Genomic DNA, 20,347 nt, shown 5'->3' with positions numbered 1-20,347 from the left:
CGCTCCGGCGCTGATCAAGTGAAAGTGTGTCGGCTCATGGGCAGGCTGCGCACCCGCTGACCGGTCAGCGCTGCCACCGCATTGGCGACAGCAGGCGCGACGGCAGGCAACGGCGGCTCACCGATGCCACCCATTTTTTCCCCGCTCTCGACCACGCGCACATGGACCCGTGCCATCCGCGCAGGCGGCAGGATCGGATACAAGTCGTAGTTGCGCGCCCGGGGTTTGCCATCAATCCACACGGCTTCTTCCACCAGCGTCTGCGATAGTCCCAACGCCACGGCGCCGTTCACCTGAGCCTCGACAATCGCCGGGTTGACGATGCTGCCCGGATCAATCGCTTGCCAGATGTCATGCACCTTGACCTGGCCGTTCTCGATGGACACCTCGGCGATCACCGCCGTCTCCGTACCAAACGGCGAAGCCATGGCCACGCCGCGTGCACGTTTGCTGCCATCCTCGGCGGTAAACGGCCCACGTTTCCAGCCGCCCGACAGTTCACCCACGGCTTGCAGCAGTGTGGTCAGCCGTTGGTTGTCACGCAGCAAATGCAGGCGCAGGTCGAACGGGTCTTTGCCGCCCTTGTCGGCCAGTTCATCGAGGAACGATTCATAGAAGAAGTCGTTGAGGGAATTGCCCACCGAGCGCCAGTAGCCAAGCATCGCCGGGCCTTTGACGTAAATCTGCGCGATGCGCTTGTTGGGGATCGCATAGGACTTGCCCGACAAGCCTTCAAGCGCGGTCGGATCGAGCTTTTCACCTTGCTTGCCGGCGAGGGCTTCGGTCGGGCCTTCGGTGGCACTGATCGCTTCGATTGCCAGCGGCCAGCCGTCGTTGTCCAGTGCCGCCCGGAAATTCACCGCGGCAACCGGGCGGAGCACGTCACGCAGGAACTCTTCTTCGCGGCTCCAGATCAGCTTGACCGGACGGCCAACTGCCTTGGACAGCGCAATCGCCTGCGGATACGGACTGGCCGAGTCATAGAGGAAATGCCGGCCGAAGAACCCACCCAGCAGTGGCGAATGCAAGGTGATGCGCGAAAGATCGAGGCCCGTACGCTTGGCGATGTCGGCACGGAACATGTCCGGCGCCTGATTCGGCAGCCAGACTTCCAGCGAACCGTCCGGATTGAATCGGGCCAATGCCGACGGAGGCTCCAGTTGGCCGTGGTTCAAATACTGGTTGTGGTAAGTGGCATCGATCAGGGTTTTGCTTCCCTTGAGCATCGCAGCCACGTCGCCTTCGTTTTCATCATCTTTGGCCGGGCCCTTGTCTTCGGCGAGGCGCTTGAACCAGGCATCGCTGGAAAAGTCGGCGGGCATCGGCCGCACTTTGCTGTCGGCCGTCGGCTCTTGCCAGTCCACCTGGATCGCCTCGACGGCACGTTTGGCGTGCCACCAGCGCTCGGCAACCACCGCCACGGCACCCGGCAGACGATGCACGGAATGCACGCCTTTCATCGCCTTGACCTGATCTTCGTTGCGCAGGTTGCCCACGGTCATCCCCAGGCGCGGGGCATGTTGAACGGCGGCATGCAGCATGTCGTCGACTTTCAGATCGATGCTGTACAGCGCCTTGCCCGTGGATTTGTCGTAAGCGTCGAGACGCTTCACCGGTTTGCCGATCCAGCGGAACTGGCTCGGATCACGCAGCTTCACCGAGGCCGGATCGGGTACCGGCAGATCCATCGCGCGCTCGGCCAGTTCACCGTAGGCCAGCGAGCGGCCCGACTTCGCATGGACCACCTTGCCAGGCTCGGTGCTCAACTCGCTCACCGGCACGCCCAGTTGCTGCGCGCCGGCCTGCAACAGCATGGCGCGGGCAAGGGCGCCGAGGCGACGCATGACCGGGTAACTCATGCGCACCGACATACTGCCGCCGGTGATGCGCATGCCGTTCTCCATGACTACGTAGGCCTCGCCGGGCGGGGCGGCTTCGACCAGGAAGGTCGCCGGATCGGCATCCAGTTCTTCACCGACGATCTGCGCCATGGCGGTGAACGTCCCTTGTCCGCCTTCCATGAACGGGCAGAGCAGACGCACGCGGTTGTCCGGACGGATCTCGAGAAACGCCGGGACCTGCGTGCCACGCTCGGCCGTCGTCGCCGCTGCAGCTTGCACGCGTGTCGAACCGAGTGGGAGACCGAAGCCGAGCACCAGCGCGCCGACGGCGGTACCGGTCAGGAAGCGTCTGCGCGACACATTGATCGGTTCGTGCAGATCCAGTAGTGAAGCGTGTTGTGAAGGGTCGATACGAACGTTCATCACGCGTCCCCCTTGCCGGCAAGTTCATGCACGGCGGCATGAATGGCGTTGTAAGTACCGCAGCGGCACAGATTGACCATCGCCGCCTCGATCTGCGCATCACTCGGTTTGGGGTTCTGCTTGAGCAGCGCGGTGGCAGCCATCACCTGCCCGGACTGGCAGTAGCCGCACTGGGCGACCTGCAGATCGACCCAGGTCGAGACGACTCGTTTGCCCACGTCGTCGGTTTCGATGGCTTCAATGGTGGTGACCTCGCGACCAACCACACCCGCCACCGGCGTGACGCACGAGCGCACGACGTTGCCGTCCACCAGCACCGAGCAGGCGCCGCATTGCGCCAGTCCGCAGCCGTACTTGGTGCCGGTCATGCCCAGATCATCGCGGATCACCCACAGCAGGGGCGTATCGGCGTCGGCATCGACCTGATAGGTCTTCTGGTTGATTCGTAGTTCCATGGTTCACCCGCTTGATCATCGGTTGACGTGCATTGTTATGAGCGGTGACACGCGGCGAGGCGCATCACCGGTTTTCGTTCAATTCGCGACTGTGCCGAGCGCTTCTGCCTCGAAGGGCTGCCCGCGCAAAAGGGCCATGTCGCGGCTCGGTGCGGTACCGAACAGGCGGCCGTATTCGCGGCTGAATTGCGAAGGGCTTTCATAGCCGACCGCAAACGCCGCCCGCGACACGTCCAGGCGCTCGACCAGCATCAGCCGCCGGGCTTCGTTGAGCCGCAGCCATTTCTGGTACTGCAGCGGACTCATGCCGGTGAGCTGGCGGAAATGATGGTGAAAGGTCGGCGCACTCATCTGCACTCGCGCGGCCAGATCGTCGATGCGCAGGGCATCGGTGTAGTTGACCTTCAGCCAATCAATCGCCTTGGCGATGCGATAACCCTGACCGTCGACGGCAGTGATCTGCCGCAGCCGTGGGCCTTGGTCGGTATGGAGCAGCCGATAGTGGATTTCTCGCAGGATCAGCGGCGCCAGGACCGGGATCGCCTCGGGTTCATCGAGCAACGCCAGCAAGCGATCGAGCGCGTCCTCCAAAGCTGACGACAGGCTGCCAATCGAAGCGCCCGTACCCGTTGAAGGCTGGCGTTTCGCGGGCAAGCCGCTCTTGGTGATGACCTCGGCAAGCATGCTGACATCCAGTTTCAGTACGAGGCCGACACAGGGCTGTTCAGGACTGGCGAGCATCACTTCGGAGTTGGCGGGCAGATCCAGTGAAGTGACCAGAAACCGCGACGGGTCATAGCTGTAGCCCTCACCACCGACCCACAAGCGCTTTTCGCCGCGACCCACGAGAATCAGGCTGGGTTCGATCATGCAAACAACGGGGGGCGCCGGCTGGTCGCGACGAAACAGCGACAGCCCGGGTATCGACGTGGCGAAGTCACCCGGTGCTTTCACACGCGGGTCGATGTGCCGTGCCAAAGGTGATTCCTGGGGCAGAGGGGTCGGGATCATGTGGGCTCACTCCTTTGACCGGACTCTAATGCGCGCGCGAGACGTTTCCTATCCATCACCCTGCATCGCCAGAGGATCAGGCAAGCATTCAAGAGGAATGCGCTAGGGAAGCACCGGATTGACCGGGAGAATGTGTCTATCTGTTACAGGGGTGGTGCCCGGATGGGCGACAAACCGCTTGCCCCTGCGCATCACCCCCCTACGTTTTTTCGCACCACAGGTAGTTTTCATGACGTTACCTTCTACAAAACCTTCTGAAAGAACGGGCGGCTGGAGCGCCGTGCTGGCCATGTCGTTGGCCGCATTCGCCCTGGTCGCTTCAGAGTTCATGCCCGTCAGCCTGCTGACGCCGATTGCGGCAGACCTGCACATCACCGAAGGTCAGGCCGGGCAGGGGATTTCCGTGTCCGGTGCCTTTGCATTGATCACCAGTCTGTTGATTGCCTCGGTCGCCGCTCGCATCGAACGCAAGCAGCTTCTGCTGGGCCTGACCTTGCTGATGATCGTCTCCGGAACGGTCGTCGCACTCGCCCCGGGCTACCCGTCCTTCATGTTCGGACGTGCGTTGATCGGGATTGCGATTGGTGGTTTCTGGTCGCTGTCGGCGGCGACCGCCATGCGCCTGGTGAAGCCTGAACAGGTTTCCCGTGCGCTGGCCATCGTCAATGGCGGCAACGCCTTGGCCACGGTTATCGCCGCTCCGGCCGGCAGCTTCCTCGGCTCGTTGATCGGCTGGCGCGGTGCATTCTTCTGTGTGGTTCCGGTCGCGGTGCTTGCCGCAGTGTGGCTGCTGATCAGCCTGCCGTCCTTCAAGGCCGAACGCCAGGCCGGTAGCGGCAACGTTCTGCGTCTGATGAAGCAATTGCCAGTGGCTTTGGGCATGGTCGCCGTGAGTGTCTTTTTCATGGGGCAGTTCATGCTGTTCACCTATCTACGGCCCTTTCTTGAAGGCGTGACTGGCGTCAGTGTCTCAACCTTTTCCTTCATGCTGCTGGGGCTGGGACTGGCAGGTTTTATCGGCACCTTTCTGATCGAGCGGTTTATGGGCCTTGGCCTCTACCGCACGTTGACCGCCATTCCACTGATCATGGCGGTGATCGCGCTGGCGTTGGTCAGCTTCGGCAAATCGCCGGTGCTGACCGCCGTGTTGCTCGGAATCTGGGGGCTGGTCGCCACGGCCGCGCCGGTTGGCTGGTGGACGTGGCTGGCGCAGACGCTCCCGGATGATGCGGAAGCCGGAGGCGGCTTGCTGGTAGCCATCGTCCAACTGGCGATCGCCGGCGGCGCAATCATTGGCGGTCTGGCCTTTGATTTGAGCGGTTACAAAGCCACCTTCGAGCTTAGCGCCGCTGTCCTGGTCGCCGCTTCCGTGCTGGCCTGGCTGGCCGGACGCAATGCCACGCAAATTCATCTTGTCGAGTCGAGCGCGACAGCCTGACGAGATCACCTGCAACCTTCCTTATGGCTCAAGCATCAAACTGCGCCAAACGATAACGGGCGGTTGAACCTGCACATCATCCGGTTGAAGCGCTTGCTGCTCCTCTGGCGAAATCACTTCGGCTGAGGGCCGCTCCAGCAGTAAAGGGTGTGCAGTGTCTACGTTCGATTCAGGAACAGGCGGCGTGGTCATTTGAGCGCAACAACGACCTTGCCCTTGGCGCGTCCCCGCTCAACGTACTTCAATGCCTCGGCCGTTGATTCAAAGGGGAAGGAGCGATCAACCACAGGTTTGATGATTCCGTCCTCAACGAGCGCGGTGATGCGTTGCAGTTGAGCGCCATTGGCCCGCATGAACACGAACGCATAGCTGACGTCCTGCTTGCGCGCTTTGCGACGAATGCCAAGGCTCAGCAGGCGCATGACTTGCTGCAATGGCCAGGACAATCCTTGCTCCCTCGCGAACTGCACAGTGGGTGGGCCCGAGATGGAAATGAGTTGGCCGCCGGGCTTGAGGACCTTGAGTGACTTCTCCAGCACGTCGGCGCCGAGGCTGTTAAGCACCACGTCGTAGTCTTGCAGCACATTTTCGAAGTTCTGCTGTGTGTAGTCGATCACCAGATCGGCCCCCAGCGCCTTGACCCATTCGACATTGGCGGTACTGGTGGTTGTGGCGACAAACGCACCGAGGTGTTTGGCAAGCTGAATGGCAATGCTGCCGACGCCGCCGGAACCCGCGTGAATCAGCACTTTCTGGCCCTTTTGCAGCCGGGCGGTTTCAACCAGTACTTGCCAGGCGGTCAGTGCAACCAAGGGCAGGGATGCGGCTTGCGCCATGTCGGTATTGGCGGGTTTCAGGGCAACCGCGTTTTCGTTCACGGCGATCAATTGGGCGAACGTCCCGATCCGCGCTTCGGGCGGGCGAGCGTATACCTCGTCTCCCGGTTTGAAGCGTGTCACCTGCGGGCCGACTTCAACCACGACACCCGCCAGGTCATTGCCCAATATCAACGGAAAGGCGTAGGGCAGGATCAGCTTGAACTCGCCTTTGCTGATCTTCGAATCCAGCACGTTGACACTGCTCGCATGGACCTCGATCAAGATGTCGTGGGCACCGACTGCAGGGGCGGGTGCTTCGCCAATGCGTCCGGGGTTCTTGCCATAGCCATCAATCAGAAATGCTTTCATCGTGGTGCGGCTCTTGCTGGTTGTACGGAGGGGAGTCGGTGGGTTGCGGTGTTGCTGCGTGACGTGATCAAGCATCGAGAAACGCCTGCGCCTTGGCCACAAAGTCGGCGTGATGCTGGAAAATCCCGCCATGCCCAGCATCCTCATAAATTACCAACTGTGCGTCGGGGATAAGCCTGGCCAGTTCAAACGAGTTAACGCTGGGCACCATGATGTCGTTGTCGCCGTTGACGACCAGTGTCGGTGTGCGCAAGCGTCCGAGCGCTTGCCGCGGTTGTCTGCCCCACGCCGTGATGGCTTTCAATTGCCGCAGGAAGGCGCGTGGAGTCGGGCCCTTGTCGCGATTGTTCTTGCGTGCCTTGAGACGTCTCAAATACTGCGAGGCAGACCGTCGTCCATTGGCCGACGAGGTGAAGAAAAGGTAGAACTTGGGATCGCGCAGGGTCAGCAAGCCTTTGAGGATCAATGGCCATGACACTGTGCCGACCTTGTCGATGCCGGTGCCGCCCGCCGGTCCAGTACCGGTCAGAATCAACCGGCGTAACAAGTCAGGCGCCTTGAGGGCAATGTCCTGAGCGACGAAACCTCCGAGGGAGAAACCGAGCACATCCACGGTTTTCAGCCCCAGCGCCCTGATCAGCTGGATGGCATCGTCGGCCATTTCACCCACCGTCAGTGGCGCGGTGCCGCCCGAGTTGCCGATGCCGCGATAGTCGGTGGTGATGACGCGTCTGGTTTGCGCCAGGCCATCGATGATCGCGGGGTCGAAGTTGTCCAGCACCGCGCCCCAATGATTGAACAGCACGAGGGGCACGCCGGTTGCGGGCCCGGTGTCGCGGTAGGCGAAGGGAATGCCGTTGACCGTGATTGACTGGTTCGCCGCGTCGATGAATGACGTCGGCGAACCCGAGCGGGAATTTGTCTGTATTGAACTCATTGTCACTCCGGCAAGCCAGCAGGATTCGATGCAATGCCCTGTGCCTGCATCGAATCCGGCGCGAATGCTCGCTAGCAAAAAATCACTGTGGCGTCTGATAGCGCTGGGCAACCGCAGACTGACGGATTTGCCCCAGCAGGCCCTGACGTGCGCCCTGCAGTTCATCCCAGCGCTCGGCTTCGTGCAGCGGCGGGATGGTCACAGGTTCGCGACGATCAAAACCGACCAGTGCAGCATCCACCAGATCACCCACTTCCATGATTTCGCTCAGGGTGTTGATGTCGACGCCGGAGCGATCCCAGATTTCCGTGCGAGTGGCGGCGGGTAGCACGGCTTGCACATAGACGCCCTGCGGCGACAGTTCCAGGCTCAGGCCCTGGGACAGGAACAGCACGAAGGCCTTGGTCGCACCGTAGACGCTCATGCCGAACTCCGGCGCCAGGCCCACCACCGAACCGATGTTGATGATTGCGCCGTCGCCGGCCTTGGCCAGGCGTGGGGCGATGGCGCTGGCGAGCCGCACCAGCGCCGTGGTGTTGAGGGCAACCAGTTGCGCGACGCTGTCGGTGCTTTGGTCGACGAAGTGGCCGGACAGCGCGGCGCCGGCGTTATTGACGAGAATGCCGATGCGGGCGTCGTCGCGCAGGCGGCTTTCAACGGTGGTCAGATCGGCGAGTTGGGTCAGGTCCGCCGGGATAACATCGACGGCGACGTCGTGCTCGCTGCGCAAGCGCGCTGCCAGTGCGTCCAGGCGAGCCTGATCGCGGGCGACCAGTACCAGATCGTGACCACGTTTGGCGAAGCGTTCGGCATAGACGGCGCCAATGCCGGTGGAGGCGCCAGTGATGAGAACAGTAGGGCGAGTGCTCATGGGGTATCTCTCTTTCAGGAGGTGAGAAACGGAACGCGCTCAGCTTGCGCTGACGCTCGATTCAGCCAGCGTCGGGTAGTCGATGTAGCCCGCCGCGTCGCCGCCGTAGAGGGTGGCGGGATTGAACGCGGACAGCGGCGCACCCTGCTTGAGGCGCTCCACCAGATCCGGGTTGGCAATGAACGGGCGACCGAAGGCAATCAGATCGGCCTGGTCTTCGGCCAGCCGCGCAGTCGCCAGGTCCAGGTCATAGCCGTTGTTGGCGATATAGGTGTTTTTGAAGCGCTGGCGCAGGGCGTCGAAATTGAAGGGCGCCACGTCGCGCGGGCCGCCGGTCGCGCCCTCGACCACGTGCAGGTAAACCACGCCGAGGGCATCGAGTTGCTCGACGACGTAATTGAATTGCGCCTGCGGATCGCTGCTGGCCACGCCGTTGGCCGGCGACACGGGAGACAGACGCACACCGGTGCGATCTGCGCCGATCTCATTGACGACCGCCGCCGTCACTTCGAGCAACAGACGCGCACGGTTTTCAATCGAACCGCCGTAAGCGTCGGTGCGCAGATTGGCGTTGTCCTTGAGGAATTGATCCAGCAAATAGCCGTTTGCACCGTGAATCTCCACGCCGTCGAACCCGGCAGCGACCGCGTTGGCCGCGGCCTGGCGGAAATCGGAGACGATCCCCGGCAGTTCGTCGAGTTCCAGCGCGCGGGGTTCCGAGACGTCTTCAAAGCGGTTGTTGACGAACACTTTGGTCGCGGCACGCAGCGCAGAAGGGGCCACCGGTGCGGCGCCGTTTTCTTGCAGGTCAACGTGTGAGACGCGGCCGACATGCCACAGCTGCAGGAAGATTTTTCCGCCCTTGGCGTGGACGGCATCAGTGACTGTGCGCCAACCGTCAATCTGTGCCTGGGTGTAGATCCCGGGGGTGTCCTGATAACCCTGGCCCTGTCGGGAAATCTGCGTCGCTTCGCTGATCAGCAAACCGGCGCTGGCGCGCTGGCTGTAATAGACGGCCGCGAATTCGCTGGGGACAAAGCCCTGGCCTGCGCGGTTGCGTGTCAGCGGTGCGAGAACAACGCGGTTCGACAACGTGAGACTGCCTAGCGTGTAAGGGGTGAACAGAGTCTGTTTGGTCATCTGATGAATCTTCCGTGCCCGTTGATGGAGATCGGTGGGGTGTGAAATTAGGATGATGATCGAAATCTAAACTGTCAACGGTTTTGATTATGGCCGACATCTATGTATCATCGGACGCAGGAATTACCGCTAAACGCGAGGTATTGCACGTGAGAGTGACCAAGGCCCAGGCGCAGGCCAATCGAGAACACATCGTTGAGACGGCCTCAGAGCTGTTCCGTGAGCGTGGCTTTGACGGCGTCGGTGTGGCGGATCTCATGGCGGCTGCCGGTTTCACCCATGGAGGCTTCTACAAGCACTTCGGCTCGAAGGCTGACCTGATGGCCGAAGCCTCGGCCTGCAGTCTTGGCAAATCGTTGACCGGCGCCCAGGCGCTCGACGTGCCCGGTTTCATCAACGTCTACGTGAATCGAGAACATCGCGACGGACGCGGCAGCGGTTGCACGATGGCCGCACTGTGTGGCGACGCGGCGCGTCAGTCGGACGATGTGAAAGCCACGTTTGCCGAAGGCATTGAACGCACCCTGCAAACTCTGGGGGGAAAATATCCGACAGGGCCGGATGCCGCGGAGGGTGAGGGGAGAAGGAAAATGATCGACTTGCTGTCGCGTGCGGTCGGCGCAATTGTCTTGTCACGCGCCTGTCCGGATGATTCCGCCTTGGCGGATGAAATCCTTGAGGTATGCCGTGCCGAAATGTTTGCTTCATTGCCGGTGTTGCCGGTCGATGAAGTGGAAACGCCGTAGAAGGGCCGATCCACCCTGTTCGATGACTTGAACGTCAGCCCATTTCAGACAGCCGTTTTTCGTGAATATGTACTCTATTGGTCACGATTTGTAAGACCTCGACAGGGTGAGTAAGCTACGCCCATGAATCAGCCATCCCTATCTTCGCCCGGCCCACGTGGCCCAGTCGATCACGAGATTCGTGATCAGATTGTCGCGGCAGCCAATGAACACTTCAGCCAATACGGCTATGGCAAAACCACGGTGTCCGATCTGGCCAGGGCCATCGGTTTTTCCAAGGCGTACATCTATAAGTTCTTTGATTCCAAGCAGGCGATCGGCGAAGCGATCTGCTCGAATTGTCTGGGGCAAATGGTTGCAGCGGTCGAACAGGCTGTTAACGCAGAGGGGATTTCGCCGACCGAGCGTTTCCGCCGGCTGGTGAAGACCGTGATTGCCACGGGTGTGGACCTGTTCTTCAATGATCGCAAGCTTTACGACATCGCGGCATTCTCCGCAGCGGAGCGTTGGCCAAGTGCTCAGGTGTATGAGGAGCAGATCAAGCGCTTTATCTTCGACATCGTGCGTGAAGGGCGAGAGCTCGGAGAGTTCGAGCGCAAGACCCCGCTGGACGAGACCGTCGAAGCGATTCATCTGGCCTTGCGCCCCTTCGTAAACCCGTTGCTGCTGCAGCACAATCTGGATTTTATCGAGGTAGCGCCCACGCTGACCTCCAACCTCATTCTGCGCAGCCTGATGCCCTGACCTGAAAGCGATCTGGTGGTGCTGCTCAGCGTGCCGCTACAGGTTGTGATTCAGTGGGTTGCCAGCCCCCGCCCAGCGACTTGAACACCGCTACCGCCGCACGGGCCGATTCGGTCCGCGCTTGCGCTCTGGCGTCGGAGGCCTGCAACAGTGTTTCGTCGGCGTGCAGGACATCGATCAGGCTGGCGGTGCCTTTTTCATAGGCGGTGAACGAGGACTGGCGAGCTTGAGTCAGCGCGGCTTCGCCGCCGGTAAGGGTGGTGGTCTGAGTTTGCCGATTCACCAGTGAAGACAGCGCGTTCTCTACATCTTCGGTGGCGCGCAGTACCGACTGGCGATAGGCGGCCAATGCTTCAGATTCCTGGCCTTTGGCCTGATCGATCCGGGCGTTGATGCGTCCGAAGTCGAATAGCCTCCAGCGCAGATCCAGGACAGCGCTCGATTGGCTCGCGCCGCTGGTGAAAAGATTGCCGCCGGAGACGGCAGTCGCGCTGCCGAGCAAGGCGCTGAGGGAAAATTTCGGGTAGTACTCGGCAATCGCTTCACCGATACGCGCGTTGGAGGCCGCGAGACGGCGTTCGGCGACGATCAGGTCCGGTCTGCGCCGCAGCAGATCTGCCGGTGTGGCCAGCGTAGTCAGCGACGGTACATCGGGAATCTCGCCCTCACGTGCCAGTTGCGTGCGGTGAGTGCCGGGAGGCGTGCCGAGCAGCACGTCCATCGCATTCATGGCTGCCTCCAGACCGCTTTGCAGTACCGGAACGGTCGCCTGGACTTGCGACAACTCACCCTCGGCCTGGCGCACCTGATACTCCGCGGCCAGCCCTTTGCCGTAAAGCAACTGAACCTTCTCCAGCAATGCGCGCCGGGTGTCGACTTGCCGGGTGGCGATGTCCAGCCGCGCCTGTAATCCGCGCAGGGTGATGTAGATATCGGCTGTTTGCGCAGCGATTGCCAGCCTCGTCGCCGTGAAACCGGCTGCTGAGGCCTGATACTCAGCCAGTGCCGCCTCACGCCCGCGGCGCAGTCCGCCAAAGACATCGACTTCCCAGCCCGCCTCGAGATTGGCCTCGTAGGCATTGCCATAGCGGTCATAGCCGGGTGTTGAATTCAACACCTGGCCCAGAGGTGTCTCGACGGACTGATAAGCGCGTGCCGCCTGTGCGTTGATGTTCGCCGAGGGCAGCAATGCTGCATTTGCGGCGCCCAGTCCTGCCTTGGCCTGGGTGACGCGCGCTGATGCCTGTGCCAGGTCCAGATTCTGCTGCAAGGCCTGGTCGATGAGGTCGGTCAGCAGCGGATCATTGAAGCTTTCCCACCAGGCGGCATGGCTGTCCGGTGTCGATCCGGATCGCGGTTCGACAGCAGACTGCCCCAGGTAATGATCTGAAAGCGGGGCGCCTGGACCGGACCCACCGCACAACCTGCCATGAGGCTGGCGGTAACCAAAAGAGCAATCGGGCGCAGGGGAGGCATCGGTGTTCCTTAACGAGATTTTCGTGACCATATTACGCAATGGTCACAACGTGTCAATTAAGGCTTGAAAAGGCAATCACGGCATAAACGATAAAACTGGAGCGTCGAATACCTCATTTAATGTGACTGTTGACGATATTGGTCACAAAGATGAGAATATGATGATCATCCTATTTCAGTAAGTGAACCTATGCGCCGGCTTCGAATTTCCCCCATTGCCGCATGCCTGTTGCCACTCGCCCTGGCGGCGTGCGGTGATTCCTCATCCGTTGCAGACCCGCGCACACAGGCGCCTCTGGTCAGGTTCACCGCCGTTCAGGCTGCGGCTGACGGTTCTCGCACCTTCACGGGAGTGGTGACGGCGCGCATTCAGGGCGATCTGGGGTTTCGCGTTTCGGGCAAGGTGCTCGAGCGTCTGGTTGACACGGGGCAGAGCGTCAAACGCGGTCAGCCGCTGATGCGGCTCGACCCCATCGACCTGGGGTTGCAGGCTCGCGCGCAGCAGGAGTCGGTCATCGCCGCACGGGCCCGGGCCAGGCAGACAGCCGATGACGAAGCCCGCTATCGCACTCTGGTCAGCGCCGGCGCCATTTCCGCATCGGCCTACGATCAGATCAAAGCCGCCGCAGATACCGCCAAGGCGCAACTCAGCGCCGCTGAAGCGCAGGCGGACGTTGCCCGCAACGCTTCCGGTTATGCGGTGCTGGTTGCCGATGCCGACGGCGTTGTGGTGGAAACACTCGCCGAACCCGGACAAGTCGTCAGTCCCGGACAACCGGTGGTTCGGCTGGCGCGGGCAGGGCAGCGCGAGGCCATCGTGCACTTGCCCGAGACGTTGCGCCCCGCAGCAGGATCCACCGCGCAAGCCACGCTCTATGGCGACGCCTCGGGTGCTGTTACCGCGAAACTGAGGTTGCTTTCGGATTCGGCGGACCGCACGACGCGTACGTTCGAGGCGCGCTATGTACTGGAAGGCGCGTTGGCCAATGCGCCGATAGGTTCGACAGTCACCCTCAGAATCGCCGAGGGTTCGACACCCGCCGCATCGTTGCAAGTGCCCATCGTTGCGCTTTACGACGCGGGTCAAGGTCCTGGCGTGTGGGTCATCGCCGGGACACCGCCAACCGTGACCTGGCGACCGGTTCAGGTGCTGGGGTTGAGCGACGATTCGGCCCGAGTCGCTGGCGATCTCCGGGTTGGCGAACAGATTGTGGCGCTGGGCGCTCACCTGTTGCGCGAAGGTGAAGCAGTAAGAATGCCCGTGCCTGATGCGGCGACCGTTGCCGGGAGTCGTCCATGAGCGAAGGACGATTCAACCTTTCTGCCATCGCCGTTCGCGAGCGTTCGATCACGGTCTTTCTGATTTTCCTGATCGCCGTTACCGGCACCCTGGCATTCTTCCAGCTGGGGCGTGCTGAAGATCCTCCGTTTACGGTCAAGCAGTTGACCGTCATCACGGCGTGGCCGGGGGCGACCGCACAGGAGATGCAGGATCAGGTCGCGGAGCCACTGGAAAAACGCCTGCAAGAACTCAAATGGTACGACCGCTCCGAAACCTATACGCGGCCAGGGCTCGCTTTCACGATGGTCTCGTTGCTCGATAGCACGCCGCCCTCGCAAATGCAGGAAGAGTTCTATCAGGCGCGTAAAAAACTCGACGATGAAGCGATCAAGTTGCCAGCGGGCGTCATCGGGCCGATGGTCAACGACGAGTATTCGGACGTGACCTTTGCGCTGTTCGCCCTGAAAGCCAAGGGCGAGCCGCAGCGTCTGCTGGTCCGCGATGCGGAGTCCATGCGCCAGCGCCTGTTGCATGTGCCGGGGGTGAAGAAGGTCAACATCATCGGCGAACAAGCCGAACGGATATTTGTTTCTTTCTCGCATGACCGGTTGGCGACCTTGGGCTTGTCACCGCAGGACATTTTCGCCGCGCTGAACAGTCAGAACGCACTGACCCCGGCCGGATCAATCGACACCAGCGGGCCACAGGTTTTTCTGCGCCTCGATGGTGCGTTCGACAAGCTGCAGAAAATCCGTGACACCCCTGTAGTCGTGCAAGGGCGGACACTCAAGCTGTCTGATGTGGCGACTGTCGCACGCGGTTATGAAGACCCGGCTACCTTCCTGGTGCGCAATAACGGCGAAGAGGCGCTGTTGCTCGGTGTGGTGATGCGTGAGGGCTGGAACGGTCTTGATCTGGGCAAGGCGCTGGATGCCGAGACCGTCAGGATCAACGAGGAAATGCCCTTGGGTATGACCCTCTCGAAAGTCACCGACCAGGCGGTGAATATCGACTCCGCCGTTGGCGAGTTCATGGTCAAGTTCTTTGTCGCGCTGCTGGTGGTCATGCTCGTCTGCTTTCTGAGCATGGGCTGGCGCGTTGGCGTGGTGGTCGCCGCTGCGGTGCCGTTGACCCTGGCGATCGTGTTTGTGGTGATGGCGGCCACCGGCAAAAACTTTGACCGTATTACCCTGGGGTCGTTGATTCTGGCGCTCGGGCTGCTGGTCGATGACGCGATCATTGCCATTGAAATGATGTTGGTGAAAATGGAGGAGGGCTACGATCGCATCAAGGCCTCTGCCTATGCCTGGAGCCATACGGCGGCGCCGATGCTGTCCGGAACCCTGGTGACGGCGATCGGTTTTTTGCCGAACGGTTTTGCTCAGTCCACGGCCGGCGAATACACCAGCAACATGTTCTGGGTCGTGGGCATCGCTCTCATCGCTTCGTGGGTCGTGGCAGTGGCGTTCACCCCTTATCTGGGCGTGAAACTGTTGCCAGATATCAAGGCGGTGGAGGGTGGACATGCGGCGATCTACAACACGCCGCGATACAACCGCTTCCGCCGGGTTCTGACCCGGGTCATTGCCCGCAAATGGCTGGTCGCGGGCATGGTCATTGTGCTGTTCTTTGTGGCCGCTGCGGGTATGGGCCTGGTGAAGAAACAGTTCTTCCCGACCTCTGACCGTCCTGAAGTCATGATCGAAGTGCAAATGCCCTACGGCACTTCCATCGAGCAGACCAGCGCCACGGCCGCCAAGGTCGAAGCCTGGCTGCGCCAGCAGGATGAGGCAAAAATCGTCACGGCCTATATCGGCCAGGGTGCACCGCGTTTCTTCCTGGCGATGGCACCGGAACTGCCCGATCCGTCGTTCGCCAAGATCGTTGTACTGACCGACAGTCAGGAAGCACGGGAAACCCTCAAATTGCGTTTTCGTGACGCGGTGGCTCAAGGGCTCGCCCCGGAAGCGCGCCTCAGGGCATCGCAAATCGTATTTGGTCCTTATTCACCGTTTCCGGTGGCCTACCGGGTGATGGGGCCTGATCCGGCAAAGTTGCGCGTGATCGCCGAGCAGGTGCGGGGTGTGATGCAGGACAGCCCGATGATGAGAACCGTGAATACCGATTGGGGGCCGCTGACTCCGTCGTTGCATTTCAACCTGGATCAGGATCGTCTGCAGGCAGTGGGGCTGACATCGACTGCGGTTGCACAGCAATTGCAGTTCCTGCTCAGCGGAGTACCGATCACGGCGGTGCGCGAGGATATTCGTTCAGTACAGGTCATGGGGCGGGCAGCGGGCGATGTCCGGCTCGATCCACAGCAAATCGAAGGTTTCACCTTGGTCGGTGCGTCGGGGCAGCGGGTCCCGTTGTCGCAGATCGGCGAGGTTGATGTGCGCATGGAGGATCCGATCCTGCGCCGGCGTGATCGCACCCCGACCATCACCGTGCGCGGCGACATTGCCGAAGACTTGCAGCCACCGGACGTTTCCAGTGCGCTGCTGAAGCAACTGCAGCCGATCATCGAGAAGCTGCCTTCCGGTTACCGGATCGAGCAGGCGGGCGCGATTGAAGAGTCCGGCAAGGCCGGCAAGGCGATCCTGCCGTTGTTGCCGATCATGATCGCCATGACCCTGGTCATCCTCATTGTGCAGGTCCGTTCGATCTCGGCGATGATCATGGTGTTCCTGACCTCGCCGTTAGGCTTGATTGGCGTGGTGCCGACACTGCTCATCTTCAATCAGCCGTTTGGCATCAATGCGCTGGTCGGGTTGATTGCACTGTCGGGGATCCTGATGCGCAATACGCTGATTTTGATCGGCCAGATTCATCACAACGCGCAAGAAGGGCTGGATCCGTTTCACGCGGTCGTCGAAGCCACGGTGCAACGTGCGCGACCGGTCCTGTTGACGGCCCTGGCGGCGATCCTGGCGTTTATTCCCCTGACACACTCGGTGTTCTGGGGGACGCTGGCCTATACCCTGATTGGCGGCACGCTCGTCGGCACCATAATGACGCTGGTGTTCCTGCCCGCGATGTACTCGATCTGGTTCAAAATCGGTCCTGACGCCAGGCCGCCGGCTGCAACAGTCAAACCGGAGTAGCCATCAGTGCTGAAAATCGAGGCCTGGGTTCACCTGGCAGATCGATGCAGACATTCATGTGATGTGAGCGCCTACCGCCTTCGTTGGGCTTTCAAGAACGGCCCTGAGTGATTACTGGTCGACCCAGGTGCTTTTCATAATGACGAAGAAAGTGTTGCCACTCCGGTTCGCTCCAATAGGAATGGCGTCTGAGTTGCAAAATGTCGTGCCGAGCTGCCCGCAATGAGCTGATTCGCCCATGGGACTTCTCGAGATCGAGCAGCGCAAGCTCGAACTCGGGATCGCTCGACGAATTGCGAACTTTGATAAAAATGTGCTTTGAGCGCATGCAGCCATGTTGCCAGCGGCCGAGATGCATTCGTGCCATCAATGACGCGAGTATTTCGAGCACATTGTCCAGTTGCTTGGGCGTGTATTGGTTTTTTGCACCTTCGTTGTACCACGATTCCAAATCCTGGAAACCGTTCAAGTCCTTGGTGACCAAGATACCGTGCCAGACCCCTTTGATTTTTTGCGCACCGTAGTAAACCGGTTGAGGGGCGTTGACCCCAAGGTGGAGTAACTTTGTGAGCGCGCGGCCTTCGCGCAAGGTAGTGGGGCGCCCCAGAGGATATCTCAGGCTGCGAAACAAATGACCCGTCTGACGCTTAACGTACACAGTCGCACCGTTATGCAAAACTCGCTGCACTCCGCTCGTGCCACTCCTGCGTACGTTGGGTTCTTCTACCCAAGGGCCTGATGTATTCCACCAATAGGGAAAAATTTGGTCGGTTTGGCTCATCGCGCACTCCATTCTTGTGTTGTTATCAGCTGCGCCATCGGCCTTTTTGCTGGCTGGCATCATGCCGTTATTCAAACAGACGTTTCAATATTGGGCTAGTTCCTTTGATGACGCGCTTATCCATTATTGAGCGGGAGCTACGGTCCAAAGGCAGTCGTGAGAGATGAAATGGTTTCGGCCAGGACAGTCGACGGCTTTCAAGTCCGAAGATTAATCCATATATTTCAATGCCTTAACTTGTACTCGTTTCCGCTAGGCAGTATTCATTAATGCTCTGGAGGCCTCTGAAATCAAGGGGTGGATACTTATTTGCGGAAACGAAGTTGTCCGGTTATCTGGCGTTCTGGGTAGGCTCATGATCGCCCTGAATTTCATAGCTGCAATCGAGAGGTTGCGCTTGATGGAAAAGCGACTTTCATCTGAATTGGGATTTTCGCAGCCAACCTGGTCAGTCGTGACAGGCAGGACACGGCCAAAAGCAGACGATCGCTGGAACGCTACAGACTAGATGCTTTTCCAATCATGCTGAAATTATGATCATCGTCGCTGTTCAGGCGGCGTTGGAGGCTCATTGCGTCTTGGCATGTCGCTGCTTTGAGGTCTGAATCCCTCCCGACCTTTCAATAACATTCGATGCGGTTGCGCCCGGCACGCTTTGCGCAATAGAGCGCCTTGTCGCTGCGCGACAGGCTGGCCTCAGCGCTGACATCGGCTGAATGGAGGGCGGCGATACCTACGCTGACCGCCAGTGTCAGACGTTCGTCTCCGTGGTCTAGTGGCGCACTGGCCAGCTCATCCTGGACTCGTTGGGCGAAGATTTTGGCCTCGTCGACGGAAGCATTGCTCAACACCACTGCGAACTCTTCGCCGCCCATGCGACCGGCAGCATCGGTTCTGCGCAGCTGTGTGCAGAGAATGGCCGAGAAGTGCTGAAGCGCGAGATCACCTACCGAATGTCCCCAGCGATCATTAATGGCTTTGAAGTGGTCAAGGTCGAACATCAGGATTACCGCGGGATAGCCGGCAGAGCGCTGCATACGCGCCAACTCGCTTTCGAGGTGCTGCATGAAGTGGCGACGATTGGACAGTTGCGTCAAGGAATCCGTGCTGGCGAGCACCTGCAGTTCTGCTTCGATTAGCTTGCGCTCGGTGACATCGGTGATGATGCCGTGCCAGAGCACACTCCCGTCCGCCAGTGCCCTGGGACGCGCAGCACCATGACGCCAAGCGGCGCCCCCACCGGGCAGCAGTACCCGGTATTCTAGGTTCCAGGGATTGAGATCCGTCGCAGACGCTTCCAGGGAGCCGAGGTAGGCAGTCAGATCGTCCGGATGGATGATCATGTGCAGCATGTCGGCATCCTGCATCAGTTGCTCCGGCGTCACTCCATAAATGTCGCGGGCCCCGATGCTGACGAAGGAAAAGCTGTACTGTCCATGCAACTGCCGCAGACTCTGGAAAACCATGCCGGGGATTTCGTTGGTCAGGTCGGTCAGCAGAGCGGCGTTCAGCTGTATCTGTTCCGACAGGGCGTACATTGCAGTGACGTCAGTGGTGGTTCCGACCATGCGCGAGGGTTTGCCGGCACCGTCAAATTCGACCACCTTGCCGCGACTGCAGACCCACTTGTAACTGCCGTCCCGGCAACGTAATCGGTGCTCGACTTCGAAAACCTCGGTGCGCCCGTCGATGGCCTCCTGGTAGACGGCCAGCACGTATGCGAAGTCGGCAGGATGGATGCGGGTGTAGGCCTCGGCAGGGTCGCTGCCGATCTCGTTGTTGGTGTAGCCCAGCAAGGCCTTCCAACTATCGGAATAGTTGACTTTGCCGGTGAGCATGTTTCGGTCCCAAACACCGGTGCCGCTAGTGGCGATGGCCAGCGCCTTACGTCGATCGTTTTCGCTCGGAAGCTCAAACTCCGCTCGATCCGAATCCTTCAGCAGCAGCGCCCCAACTGCCAATTGAGCGAACTCCTGCAACCCTTTTTGTTGCTCGGCATCGAGCTCGCGCGGTTGGTCGTGAAGCAGACAGAGAAGGCCGAGCTGCCCTCCACCTGGCGCTTGCAGTGGGCAGGCGGCGAGAAAGCGCAGCGAGGGAAACGTTTTTGTTAGTTGGTGATTGCGCAGATGCTCGTCGCGGCTGATATCGGGTACAAGCAGAAGTGTATGGGCATTGGCATCGGAGGGAAGCGGCATGCGGAGGTCTGGCAGTGTGTCGCGTACAATCGGGCCGGCGCCAGCACAAAAGCGCTGTAGATCCTGTGCGCCGGTTGTCAGCAGGACGGCCACGACACCGAACTGCCGCCTGACCATATGGAGCAGGCCGTCGAAGCGCTCGTCTCGGGAATCTTCTGACGACTTGGATCTGCTGGACAACATTCGGACTTCTCCACTCCGGGGTACGAGTTGTGCCTCCCGGCGATTATCGGCTTGGGGTTGGAAAACTTAACAATAATAGCTTTCTGCCGTCATCATTTCGTTAAACCGTGACGAATTGGCTGGCAGCCCCTGCCGTTGTCTCAGTGGAACCGAAAAGGGACGGACTCGAGTCCCTATATTCGCTGGCGATGGCCAACCCTCATCCGGTGAATAAATAGCTCTGGTTTACCTACTCCGTCAGCCCGACTCGGGTCATGACGAGCCAGCTGCTGGTTACAGACTTATGTTTACGATTTGACTGGCTGCTGGAGGTAAGGGGCCGAGTCGTCTGCCTCTGGTCGGTTTCTGCTTGTCGTAACGGGCAGCCGTTGTCGTCCAGAAAGCAGATGTAGATTTGTCTGAAGTGGCGAAATAGCTGCCAAAATCATCGTGTTAAAGCGCCGCCTGAAATGGCAGCAAGATAAGCGCGTAAGTGTTGTTGGCACTTGAGGGTACCGAAAATTCGTTCAGCGACTACGGCAAGCGTCATCAAC

At 60.3% G+C, this 20,347-nt stretch carries 14 protein-coding genes and 1 pseudogene; 5 read left to right on the top strand and 10 right to left on the bottom strand.

All coding sequences use genetic code 11. The annotated features are described in order from the left end of the window. Nucleotides 1-14: 14 nt before the first annotated feature. The 3 genes from AC07XZ_RS23270 to AC07XZ_RS23260 all read right to left on the bottom strand — a co-directional run bounded on the left by AC07XZ_RS23270 (nucleotide 15) and on the right by AC07XZ_RS23260 (nucleotide 3,730). Nucleotides 15-2,264, bottom strand: coding sequence for a xanthine dehydrogenase family protein molybdopterin-binding subunit (locus AC07XZ_RS23270; RefSeq protein WP_102687733.1), 2,250 nt, complete (start codon nucleotides 2,262-2,264; stop codon nucleotides 15-17). Then, nucleotides 2,264-2,719: a (2Fe-2S)-binding protein gene (locus tag AC07XZ_RS23265; RefSeq protein ID WP_085611777.1), complete on the bottom strand. Its 456-nt coding sequence runs from the start codon at nucleotides 2,717-2,719 to the stop codon at nucleotides 2,264-2,266. The genes AC07XZ_RS23270 and AC07XZ_RS23265 overlap by 1 nt, the downstream gene beginning before the upstream one ends. Before the next feature lie 78 nt (nucleotides 2,720-2,797). Then, nucleotides 2,798-3,730, bottom strand: coding sequence for an AraC family transcriptional regulator (locus AC07XZ_RS23260; protein WP_102687732.1), 933 nt, complete (start codon nucleotides 3,728-3,730; stop codon nucleotides 2,798-2,800). Between the two features lie 229 nt (nucleotides 3,731-3,959). Between AC07XZ_RS23260 and AC07XZ_RS23255 the strand changes: the two genes are divergently transcribed. Beyond that, nucleotides 3,960-5,168: an MFS transporter gene (locus AC07XZ_RS23255; RefSeq protein ID WP_102687731.1), complete on the top strand. Its 1,209-nt coding sequence runs from the start codon at nucleotides 3,960-3,962 to the stop codon at nucleotides 5,166-5,168. 188 nt (nucleotides 5,169-5,356) lie between these two features. On the opposite strand, the gene AC07XZ_RS23250 is transcribed toward AC07XZ_RS23255, so the two are convergent. From AC07XZ_RS23250 to AC07XZ_RS23235, 4 genes are all read right to left on the bottom strand, one after another. Continuing rightward, entirely contained in the window at nucleotides 5,357-6,355 is a 999-nt protein-coding gene (locus tag AC07XZ_RS23250) for an NADP-dependent oxidoreductase (protein WP_085747369.1), read from the bottom strand. A 67-nt stretch (nucleotides 6,356-6,422) separates the two neighbouring features. After that, the gene (locus tag AC07XZ_RS23245; RefSeq protein WP_085747368.1) at nucleotides 6,423-7,292 is read right to left on the bottom strand and encodes an alpha/beta fold hydrolase; all 870 of its coding nucleotides are present in this window, start codon (nucleotides 7,290-7,292) and stop codon (nucleotides 6,423-6,425) included. Nucleotides 7,293-7,374: 82 nt separating this feature from the next. Next, nucleotides 7,375-8,163 carry an SDR family NAD(P)-dependent oxidoreductase gene (locus AC07XZ_RS23240; protein WP_085747367.1) on the bottom strand — a complete coding sequence of 263 codons (789 nt, stop codon included), beginning with the start codon at nucleotides 8,161-8,163 and terminating at the stop codon, nucleotides 7,375-7,377. Between the two features lie 39 nt (nucleotides 8,164-8,202). Next, nucleotides 8,203-9,303 (bottom strand): alkene reductase, encoded by a 1,101-nt coding sequence (locus AC07XZ_RS23235; RefSeq protein WP_085747366.1) that lies wholly within the window; start codon nucleotides 9,301-9,303, stop codon nucleotides 8,203-8,205. A 149-nt stretch (nucleotides 9,304-9,452) separates the two neighbouring features. Here AC07XZ_RS23235 and AC07XZ_RS23230 point away from each other — a divergent pair, with 149 nt between their 5' ends. Further along, nucleotides 9,453-10,049 (top strand): TetR/AcrR family transcriptional regulator, encoded by a 597-nt coding sequence (locus AC07XZ_RS23230; RefSeq protein ID WP_173892787.1) that lies wholly within the window; start codon nucleotides 9,453-9,455, stop codon nucleotides 10,047-10,049. A 123-nt stretch (nucleotides 10,050-10,172) separates the two neighbouring features. Further along, nucleotides 10,173-10,793 carry a TetR/AcrR family transcriptional regulator gene (locus AC07XZ_RS23225; protein ID WP_102687729.1) on the top strand — a complete coding sequence of 207 codons (621 nt, stop codon included), beginning with the start codon at nucleotides 10,173-10,175 and terminating at the stop codon, nucleotides 10,791-10,793. 25 nt (nucleotides 10,794-10,818) lie between these two features. Here the strand turns inward: AC07XZ_RS23225 and AC07XZ_RS23220 are convergent. Next, nucleotides 10,819-12,269, bottom strand: a pseudogene (locus AC07XZ_RS23220) (efflux transporter outer membrane subunit). A gap of 190 nt (nucleotides 12,270-12,459) precedes the next feature. Between AC07XZ_RS23220 and AC07XZ_RS23215 the strand changes: the two are divergent. Both AC07XZ_RS23215 and AC07XZ_RS23210 read left to right on the top strand, forming a co-directional pair. Continuing rightward, on the top strand, nucleotides 12,460-13,569 hold the full coding sequence (locus tag AC07XZ_RS23215; protein ID WP_102687728.1) for an efflux RND transporter periplasmic adaptor subunit: 1,110 nt from the start codon (nucleotides 12,460-12,462) through the stop codon (nucleotides 13,567-13,569). After that, nucleotides 13,566-16,655, top strand: coding sequence for an efflux RND transporter permease subunit (locus tag AC07XZ_RS23210; RefSeq protein ID WP_102687727.1), 3,090 nt, complete (start codon nucleotides 13,566-13,568; stop codon nucleotides 16,653-16,655). Before AC07XZ_RS23215 ends, AC07XZ_RS23210 begins: the two co-directional genes overlap by 4 nt. Before the next feature lie 91 nt (nucleotides 16,656-16,746). Here the strand turns inward: AC07XZ_RS23210 and AC07XZ_RS23205 are convergent, their stop codons facing one another. Together AC07XZ_RS23205 and AC07XZ_RS23200 are read right to left on the bottom strand one after the other, a co-directional pair. Further along, nucleotides 16,747-17,436, bottom strand: a complete 690-nt coding sequence (locus AC07XZ_RS23205) for a lipopolysaccharide kinase InaA family protein (RefSeq protein WP_102687726.1) — start codon at nucleotides 17,434-17,436, stop codon at nucleotides 16,747-16,749. 620 nt (nucleotides 17,437-18,056) lie between these two features. After that, nucleotides 18,057-19,814: a sensor domain-containing diguanylate cyclase gene (locus tag AC07XZ_RS23200; protein ID WP_173892779.1), complete on the bottom strand. Its 1,758-nt coding sequence runs from the start codon at nucleotides 19,812-19,814 to the stop codon at nucleotides 18,057-18,059. Nucleotides 19,815-20,347: the final 533 nt, after the last annotated feature.

The sequence above is a fragment of the Pseudomonas sp. GW458-11-26-14-LB4 genome (assembly GCF_059423925.1).
This window is presented reverse-complemented; position numbering and strand designations above follow the sequence as displayed.

Coding starts and splice junctions, on each gene's coding strand:
- AC07XZ_RS23270 (WP_102687733.1), bottom strand. CDS start 2,264: ATGAACGTTCGTATCGACCCTTCACAACACGCTTCACTACTGGATCTG.
- AC07XZ_RS23265 (WP_085611777.1), bottom strand. CDS start 2,719: ATGGAACTACGAATCAACCAGAAGACCTATCAGGTCGATGCCGACGCC.
- AC07XZ_RS23260 (WP_102687732.1), bottom strand. CDS start 3,730: ATGATCCCGACCCCTCTGCCCCAGGAATCACCTTTGGCACGGCACATC.
- AC07XZ_RS23255 (WP_102687731.1), top strand. CDS start 3,960: ATGACGTTACCTTCTACAAAACCTTCTGAAAGAACGGGCGGCTGGAGC.
- AC07XZ_RS23250 (WP_085747369.1), bottom strand. CDS start 6,355: ATGAAAGCATTTCTGATTGATGGCTATGGCAAGAACCCCGGACGCATT.
- AC07XZ_RS23245 (WP_085747368.1), bottom strand. CDS start 7,292: ATGAGTTCAATACAGACAAATTCCCGCTCGGGTTCGCCGACGTCATTC.
- AC07XZ_RS23240 (WP_085747367.1), bottom strand. CDS start 8,163: ATGAGCACTCGCCCTACTGTTCTCATCACTGGCGCCTCCACCGGCATT.
- AC07XZ_RS23235 (WP_085747366.1), bottom strand. CDS start 9,303: ATGACCAAACAGACTCTGTTCACCCCTTACACGCTAGGCAGTCTCACG.
- AC07XZ_RS23225 (WP_102687729.1), top strand. CDS start 10,173: ATGAATCAGCCATCCCTATCTTCGCCCGGCCCACGTGGCCCAGTCGAT.
- AC07XZ_RS23215 (WP_102687728.1), top strand. CDS start 12,460: ATGCGCCGGCTTCGAATTTCCCCCATTGCCGCATGCCTGTTGCCACTC.
- AC07XZ_RS23210 (WP_102687727.1), top strand. CDS start 13,566: ATGAGCGAAGGACGATTCAACCTTTCTGCCATCGCCGTTCGCGAGCGT.
- AC07XZ_RS23205 (WP_102687726.1), bottom strand. CDS start 17,436: ATGAGCCAAACCGACCAAATTTTTCCCTATTGGTGGAATACATCAGGC.
- AC07XZ_RS23200 (WP_173892779.1), bottom strand. CDS start 19,814: ATGTTGTCCAGCAGATCCAAGTCGTCAGAAGATTCCCGAGACGAGCGC.